This is a genomic window from Kitasatospora arboriphila (assembly GCF_039528095.1).
Taxonomy (GTDB): domain Bacteria; phylum Actinomycetota; class Actinomycetes; order Streptomycetales; family Streptomycetaceae; genus Kitasatospora; species Kitasatospora arboriphila.
The window spans coordinates 1-8,165 of the sequence record NZ_BAAALD010000170.1 but is presented as its reverse complement, the minus strand read 5'-3'; the positions used below and the strand labels follow the sequence as shown (position 1 = coordinate 8,165).

The window sequence follows — 8,165 nt, the reverse complement described above, 5'->3', positions numbered from 1 at the left end:
CCCGCTCCCGCCGAGGCCCCCCGCGGCCCCCGCTCCGGCCGAGGGGGTGCCGGCGGCCGGGCGGGCCGGCTCGGCGGCCGGACGGCCGGAGAACTGGTCGGCCATCACCTCGTTGGCGTCGGCCAGCAGCTCGCGCGGGACGAGCACCACGGCGGTGGAGCCGCCGTACGGCGAGGGCCGCAGGTGCACCCGGATGCCGTGCCGCCGGGCGAGGCGGCTGACCACGAACAGGCCGAGCCGGTCGGTGTCGGCGAGGTCGAACTCCTGCTCCACGGCGAGCCGCTGGTTGATCTCCTCCAGCGCGTGCTCGCTCAGGCCGAGGCCGCGGTCGTCGATCTCCAGGCAGAAGCCGTGCGCGACGACCTCGCCCTGCACCGTGACCTGGGCGTGCGGCGGGGAGAAGACCGTGGCGTTCTCGATGAGTTCGGCGACGAGGTGGGTGACGTCGGCGACCGCGCTGCCGAGCAGGCCGGTGCCGGGGAAGGGCCGGACGATCACCCGGGCGTAGTCCTCGACCTCGCCGACCGCGGCCCGCACGACGTCGACCATCCGGACGGGCTTGCGCCAGGCGCGGCCGGGCGAGCCGCCGGAGAGGATGATCAGGCCCTCGGAGTGGCGACGCATGCGGGTGGTGAGGTGGTCGAGCCGGAAGAGGTCCTCCAGCTCGGTCGGGTCCTCGGTGCGGCGCTCCATCGCGTCCAGCAGGGTGAGCTGGCGGTGCAGCAGCACCTGGCTGCGGCGGGCGAGGTTGACGAAGACGGCGGCGACGCCGCGCCGCAGTTCGGCCTGTTCGACGAGGGCCTCCACGGCGACCACCTGGACGTCGTGGAAGGCCCTGCCGACCTGGCCGATCTCGGCGGCGCCGAACTCGAGGTCGGGCGTCTCGGCCGCGACGTCGACGCTCTCGCCGCGGCGCAGCCGTCCCATCATCTGCGGCAGCCGGGTGCCGGAGAGCTCCTGGGCGGCGTTGCGCAGCGCCACCAGCTCGCGGACGTGACCGCGGCCGATCCGGTAGGAGATGAGGATGGACAGGACGACGGCGAGCAGGCCGATCAGACCGGCGACGGCGCCGCGGACGATCTGGTTGATCGCGTAGGACTCGGCGCGCTCCCCGATCCGGTCGGCGAGCCGGGTGTTGAGGTCGGCGTAGGAGGCGAGCACCGGGGTCGCGGACTCGCGCCACGGGTCCTTGGGGTTGGCGTGGACGGCGGCGGCGCGCTGCACCGAGGAGTCGAAGTTGGCCTCGGCGGCGGCGAGCGCCATCCAGTTGTCGGAGCTGCGCAGGTCGGCGTAGTCGCGCTGGTCGGTGAGGTCGAGCTCGCCGGCGTAGACGCTGAACAGCGCCTGCTGGGAGTGCATGTTGTCCAGCGCCACCTGGATCATCTCGTCGCCGGGCTTGTCGGTGACCCGCAGCGCCTGCATCGCGGCGGCCTCGCAGGAGAGGTACTCGCGGGCGCGGACGAGCTCGGTGAGCAGCATGGTCTGCCGGGGCAGCTGGCCGCTCTGCCGGCCGGCGAAGGCGGAGCGGAACGGGAAGACCGTCTCCACCAGGTCGCTGTAGGCGAGCAGCTCGTGGTCCCAGCTGACGACGTCGCGCAGGGCCTGGCCGCGGATCGCGGAGAGCTGGTCGGCGGCGGTGAGGATGTCCTGGTACTTCGTCCGCTGCTGGGCGTCGAGCCGGCCGAGCGCCTCGGTGTCGTTGAGGTAGCGCAGTTCGCGCAGGCTGTGGTCGGTGGCGGCCTGGGCGTGCTCGTAGGCGTCCTTGTTGGCCTGCGAGCCGGGGTCGGCGAGGCGGAGGACGGCGGCGCGGCGCTCCTCCTGGAGATCCAGGGTGTACTGGTCGACCGGCTTGACCAGTTCATGGAAAGATGAGCTGACGTCGAACTGGCTGCGGACGTCCCCGGTGGTGACCAGGGTCGCGTAGACCCACAGCCCGGTGAGCGCCACGATGGGCACCATGAGCAGCGCGATGATCTTCGCGCGGATCGAGCTGCTGCGCAGACGCATGGGGTCCTCGGTCGGGATGGAGCCAAGCGCGGACAGGGGTGCGGTTCGGGCGGGCGGTCGCGCCTCCCCGATCGGGCATGGGTGTCCCGGCGGAGGGCCGGGCCGTCGGATCTGCGTGACTCTACACCGCGCTGACCACCCGTTCGAAGGGTCGCAGCCATCCCTTCCGGCACCTGTCCGATTGATCCGGGATTGCTCCCCGGGCGACCGCTCTCCGCTGTCACCGGGGGGTGCACTCGGTGCCGATCGCGCCGGGGCGTCCCCGGGCCTCTGGGCAGCGCGGCCGGAGATCCGGTAGCTTCGCTGCCGATCCGTCCGCCGGCCGGGCAGGCCGACCGCGCGGGGAAGACGGGGATCGGGGGCGGTGTGCGCGAGGTCAGCAGCCCCGCCCTGTCCGAGCCGGCCGCTGGCGGGCTCGCCGACTCGGTGTTCGACACGGCCGAGCAGAGCCCGGGGCTGATCCAGCTCTCCCGGCTCGTGGACGGGGTGTGGCAGCCGGTGACGGCGCTCCAGTTCCGGGACGAGGTGCTCGCCCTTGCCAAGGGGCTGCTCACCCGGGGCGTGCGCTACGGCGACCGGGTCGCCGTCATGTCCGGCACCTGTTACGAGTGGACGCTCTTCGACTACGCGCTCTGGGCGGTCGGCGCGATCCCGGTGCCGGTGTACCCGACCTCGGCACCCGAACAGGTCCGCTGGATCCTCGCCGAGACGCAGGCGGTGGCCTGCGTGGTGGAGCACGAGGACCACGCGATGACGGTCGGCGCGGTCTGCGACGCGCTGCCCGAGCTCACCGGCATCTGGCAACTGGACCGGGACTGCGTCGGCGCGCTGATCGAGGACGGCCGGGGCGTGCCGGACGCGCTGGTGCACCGCCAGCGGCTCGGGGTCACCGCGGAGAGCATCGCCACCGTCATCTACACCTCGGGCACCACCGGCCGCCCCAAGGGCTGCCTGCTCACCCACGGCAACTTCACCGCCGAGGCGGACGCCCTGCTGGAGGGCTGGGGCGAGATCTTCCGGGACACCGGCGGCGTGCCGCCGGCCACCCTGCTCTTCCTGCCGCTGGCGCACGTCTACGGCCGGATGGTGCAGGTCGCCGCCGTCCGCGGCGGCATCCGGATCGGCCACCACGGGCAGCTGACCACGGACAGCCTGCTGCCGGCGCTGGAGTCCTTCCGGCCGACCTTCCTGCACGCGGTGCCGTACGTCTTCGAGAAGATCTACCAGCGCGCCCGGGAGCGGGCGGAGGAGGCCGGCAAGGCCGAGCTGTTCGACCTGGCCGCGGAGACGGCGGTCGCCTGGGCGGCCGCCCGCGAGCGGAAGGCGCTCGGCCACGGCCCGGGGCCGAACACGGCGCTGCGGGTGCGGCACGCCGCCTACGACCGGCTGGTGTACCAGCGGCTGCGGGCGGTGCTCGGCGGGCGGGTGCGCAACATCATGTCCGGCGGCTCGACGCTGGGCCGCGAGCTCGGCCTGTTCTTCGCCGGGGCGGGCATGACGGTGTACGAGGGGTACGGCCTGACCGAGACCACCGCCGCGGTGACGGCCAACCCGCCGGGGCGGCCCAAGTTCGGCACGGTGGGCCGGCCGGTGCCCGGGGCGGCGGTGGCGATCGCCGACGACGGCGAGGTGTGGGTGACCGGCGGCACGGTCTTCTCCGGCTACCTCAACCACCCGCGGTGCACCGAGGCGGCGCTCGTCCGGGGCTGGCTGGCCACCGGCGACCTCGGCGAACTGGACGAGGACGGCTACCTCACCATCACCGGCCGCAAGAAGGAACTGATCGTCACCAGCAGCGGCAAGAACCTCGCCCCGGGCGCCCTGGAGGAGCGGGTGCGCTCGCACCCCCTGGTGGCCCAGTGCCTGGTGGTCGGCGACGACCGCCCGTACGTGGCGGCCCTGGTCACCCTGGACCCGCAGGCGCTCGCGCACTGGCTGAAGCTGCGCGGCCGCGAACAGCTGGACGTGTGGGGCGCGCTCGCCGACACCGAGCTGCACGGGGAGATCCAGCGGGCGGTGGCGGCGGCCAACACCGCCGTCTCGCGGGCCGAGTCGATCCGCGCCTTCCGGCTGCTGCCCAAGGAGTTCAGCGCCGAGGACGGGCTGCTGACGCCCTCGCTGAAGATGCGGCGCAGCGCGATCCAGGCCTACTACGCGGAGGACATCGAGGAGCTGTACGCGCCCTGACGGCCCGCCGCGCCGCGCGGGGCACGGGCACGGCGGGCCGGTGGGGGTCAGGCCGCGGCGCTGAACGAGGGCAGGTAGCCGCCGGACTGGCCGGCCTTGTTGGGGTGGTAGCTCTCGTCGACGGGCAGCGTGGTGCTGTTGAGCCACTGGGTGGACGAGCCGCAGATCTCGTGCTCGGTGAAGATGCTGCGGACGTCCTTGAAGGTGAAGCCGGCGTTGGCCGCGCGCTTGGCGATGACCGAGTCGAGGGTGTCGGCGGCGCCGTTGATCGCGGTGCGCTTGGTGTCGCCGATCCCGAAGATGCAGCTGCCGCCGATCTTGTAGAGGTGCGGGTAGCCGAGCACCACGACGTGCGCGTTGGGGGCCTTGCTGCGGATCGCCGAGTACACCGCGTCGAGCTGGCCGGGCAGGGTGTTGGTGGCGTAGGACTTCGCGGTCGCCACCGCGCTCAGGCAGCTGCTCTCGGAGTTGAGCACGCAGGTCTGCATGGTGCTGGCGAAGCCGGCGTCGTTGCCGCCGATGGTGATGCTCACCAGGGTGGTGCTCGAACTGAGTGCGGAGACCTGGTTGTTCAGCACGTCGCCGGTCTTCGCGCCGGAGCAGGCGACGAAGCTGAACGAGGTGGGGGCGTTGGCGTTCTTCCAGAGGTACGGGTAGGCATTGGTGCTGCGCTTGCAACTGCCGCTGTCACCGGTGTAGCTGCCCGCTCCGACGCCCGCGGAGTACGAGTCGCCGAGGGCGACGTAGCGTGCTCCGGCGGCCGAGGCGTCGGTGGCGGTGATCAGGGTGGCGAGGGAGAGCGCGAGCGCCGTGGCCGCGACGGGCAGGACTCTGGTGCGAGGCATGGGGGAACCTCCGGGTGGGGGGGTGAATGCAATCCGGAAGTGGGGGTGACCCGGATCACACTGTTGTGATACCAGGCAGTAGCCTCGCCGGATAGTGCCCATGCCAAAGTTGTTGACGGAGCATCGGATGTGGCACCGTCACGTCACCGCGGTGCCATCCGGAATTCCGATGGAAATCTTTTCTGAAAGCGGGATTGACGGATCGTCAAAGGATCCTGGGAGTCACCCGAAGAGCACGCAGCCGGCCGGCGGGAGCTCCTCGATCGTCTCGTTCGCCGAGGCCGGCACCCCGAGGTGCGCCACCGCCGCGGCCACCGCCGCCCGGGCCTGGCTGACGCCCTGCGGACCCCAGCCCAGCAGTTCGACCGCGAGGCCGGGGGCGACCAGCAGCCGCCGGTAGTGCCGGCCCGAGGCCGGGTCCGGCTGCGAGGGGCCCACCCGGCGCAGCGCCGCCGCCATCCGGACGCGGGCGCACTCGTGGCCGCCGTTCGCCGAGCCCACCCGGTCGTAGAGGTAGCCGAGGTACCGGGGGCGGCCGATCACCGCCTGCGCCTCCTCCCCCGCCTCCCGGGCGAGGGCCGCGGCCGGGTCCCCCCCGTCCTCCTGCTCCAGCGAGCCGCCGGGCAGGCTGACGATGCCGTCCCTCGGGTTGACCAGGGTGAGCACCCGTCCGTCCGGGGCGAACAGCCAGCCCCAGGACTGCTTGACCGGCAGCCCGGCCGGCACGTCCTCGCCGGGCCGCCAGGGCCAGCCCGCGATCGGCCGGCGCCGGACCCTCCCGAGCAGGTCGGCGATCTCCGCGCTGTACTCGATGCGGTTCACGCGTGTCCCCTCCGGTCCCGGGCCGCCGGCGCGCCCGGTCGGCGGCCGGGGAGCGGGTGCGGCGGGCCGCCGCCCGCTCCGACTGTTGATCTTCCCCGAACATCCGGTCGATGAACAGTCCTGGCCGCCGCCCGGGGCACACCCGCAACGCCGCCGTGCCCGCGCCGCGACCCTACCGCCCGTCACCGACCGTCCGCCCGCGATCACGGATCGGCATCGGTCGCGCAGGTCACGGCCACGGGCTGTCGGTGGAGCCCGTTATGGTCGATGACCATGCGACTCCTGCATACCTCCGACTGGCACCTCGGCCGTTCCTTCCACCGGGAGAGCCTGCACGACGCCCAGTGCGCCTTCCTCGACCACCTGGTCGCGGTGGCCGCGGCGGAGCGGGTGGACGCGGTGCTGGTCGCGGGCGACGTGTACGACCGGGCGCTGCCCGGCCTGGAGGCGGTCGCGCTCTTCGACGACGTCCTCGTCCGCCTCGCCGGGCTCGGCGTGCCGACGGTCTTCATCAGCGGGAACCACGACTCGGCCCGGCGGCTCGGCGTCGCCGCCCGGCTGATCGACCGGGCCGGCATCCACCTGCGCACCGACCCGGACGGCTGCGCCGAGCCCGTGCTGCTCGCCGACGCGCACGGCCCGGTCGCCGTCTACGGCCTGCCGTACCTGGAGCCGGCGCTGGTCCGCGAGCGCTTCGGGCTGGACCGCGGCGGCCACGAGCAGGTGCTCGGCGCCGCGATGGACGCCGTCCGCGCCGACCTCGCCGAGCGCCCGGCCGGCACCCGCGCGGTCGTCCTCGCGCACGCCTTCGTGACCGGCGGCGCCCCCAGCGACAGCGAGCGCGACATCACCGTCGGCGGGGTCGCGAGCGTGCCCGCCGCGGTCTTCGACGGCGTCCACTACGCCGCCCTCGGCCACCTGCACGGCAGTCAGCGGCTCGCCCCGCACCTGCGCTACAGCGGCTCCCCGCTGGCCTACTCGTTCTCCGAGGCCGACCACCGCAAGACCATGTGGCTGATCGAGCTGGACGCCGACGGCTCGATCGCGGAGGAGCGCCGGATCGACTGCCCGCAGCCGCGCGCGCTGGCCCGGCTGCGCGGCCGCCTCGCCGACCTGCTCGCCGCCGAGGAGCACGCCTGGGCCGAGGACTGCTGGGTGCAGGCCACCCTCACGGACGCCGCCCGGCCCCCCGAGCCGATGGAGTCGCTGCGCCGCCGCTTCCCGCACACCCTCCAGCTGCTCTTCGAGCCCGAGCCGGCCGAGGGCGACCCGCACCCCTCCTACGCGGCCCGGGTCACCGGGCGCTCCGACCTGGAGATCGCCGAGGGCTTCGTCCGGCACGTCAGGCCCGGCAGCGACCTCGGCCGGCACGAGCGCGACTGGCTCGCCGAGGGCTTCGAGGCCGTCCGCCGCGAGGCCGAGCTCGCCCGGGAGGCCGCACGATGAGGCTGCACCGGCTGACCCTCACCGCCTTCGGCCCGTTCGCGGGCACCGAGGAGGTGGACTTCGACCGCCTCGCCTCGACGGGGCTCTTCCTGCTGCGCGGCGCGACCGGCGCCGGCAAGTCCAGCGTGCTCGACGCGGTCTGCTACGCCCTCTACGGCGAGGTGCCCGGCGCCCGCCGGGGCAACCCGCTGCGCAGCGACCACGCCGCGCCCGGCCTGCTCACCGAGGTCCGGCTCGACCTCACGCTGGGCAGCCGGCGGCTGGAGATCACCCGCAGCCCCGAGCAGCAGCGGCCCAAGCTGCGCGGCACCGGCACCACCACGGAGAAGGCACAGACCCTGCTGCGCGAGTGGGCCGCAGACGCTGGCGACGGCACCCCCGGCTGGCGGGCCGTCAGCCGCTCCCACCAGGAGGCCGGCGAGGAGATCCGCCGTCTGGTCGGCATGAGCCGCGAGCAGTTCTGCCAGGTCGTCCTGCTGCCGCAGGGCGACTTCGCGCGTTTCCTGCGGGCCGACACCAAGCAGCGCGCCGAACTGCTCGGCCGGCTCTTCGACACCCAGCGGTTCGGCCAGGTCGAGCGCTGGCTCGCCGAGCGCCGGCTCCGCCAGGAGGCGGCCGTCCGCGACGGCCCGCAGCGCCTGCGCGACCTGGCCGCCCGGGCCGCCGAGGCCGCCGGCGCGGGCGGCGAACCCGCGGACGACTGGCTGCCCGCCGAGGACGGCGCCGCGACGAGCGCCGCCGGCCTGGTCGACGGGGTGCTCGGCTGGGCGGCGATCCTGCGCAGCCAGGCCGCCGAGCAACAGGCCGTGGCCGACGCCGCCCTCGCCGCGGCCCGGCGGGCGCAGGCCGACGCGGACG

The 8,165-nt window shown here is 74.1% G+C and carries 6 protein-coding genes; 3 read left to right on the top strand and 3 right to left on the bottom strand.

What is annotated here, in order from left to right; all coding sequences use genetic code 11:
* On the bottom strand, positions 1 to 2,007 hold a 2,007-nt coding region (locus tag ABD353_RS38640; RefSeq protein ID WP_344628415.1), incomplete at its 3' end, for a sensor histidine kinase.
* Between the two features lie 366 nt (positions 2,008 to 2,373).
* Between ABD353_RS38640 and ABD353_RS38635 the strand changes: the two genes are divergently transcribed.
* Positions 2,374 to 4,194, top strand: a complete 1,821-nt coding sequence (locus ABD353_RS38635) for an AMP-dependent synthetase/ligase (RefSeq protein WP_344628414.1) — start codon at positions 2,374 to 2,376, stop codon at positions 4,192 to 4,194.
* Between the two features lie 47 nt (positions 4,195 to 4,241).
* On the opposite strand, the gene ABD353_RS38630 is transcribed toward ABD353_RS38635, so the two are convergent.
* Together ABD353_RS38630 and ABD353_RS38625 are read right to left on the bottom strand one after the other, a co-directional pair.
* Positions 4,242 to 5,039: an SGNH/GDSL hydrolase family protein gene (locus ABD353_RS38630; RefSeq protein WP_344628413.1), complete on the bottom strand. Its 798-nt coding sequence runs from the start codon at positions 5,037 to 5,039 to the stop codon at positions 4,242 to 4,244.
* Positions 5,040 to 5,261: 222 nt separating this feature from the next.
* Positions 5,262 to 5,861, bottom strand: coding sequence for an NUDIX hydrolase (locus ABD353_RS38625; RefSeq protein ID WP_344628412.1), 600 nt, complete (start codon positions 5,859 to 5,861; stop codon positions 5,262 to 5,264).
* Between the two features lie 273 nt (positions 5,862 to 6,134).
* On the opposite strand from ABD353_RS38625, the gene ABD353_RS38620 reads away from it, so the two are divergent.
* Together ABD353_RS38620 and ABD353_RS38615 are read left to right on the top strand one after the other, a co-directional pair.
* Positions 6,135 to 7,307: an exonuclease SbcCD subunit D gene (locus tag ABD353_RS38620; protein WP_344628411.1), complete on the top strand. Its 1,173-nt coding sequence runs from the start codon at positions 6,135 to 6,137 to the stop codon at positions 7,305 to 7,307.
* The coding region (locus ABD353_RS38615) for an AAA family ATPase (RefSeq protein ID WP_344628410.1) at positions 7,304 to 8,165 on the top strand (862 nt) is incomplete at its 3' end. The genes ABD353_RS38620 and ABD353_RS38615, both read left to right, overlap by 4 nt.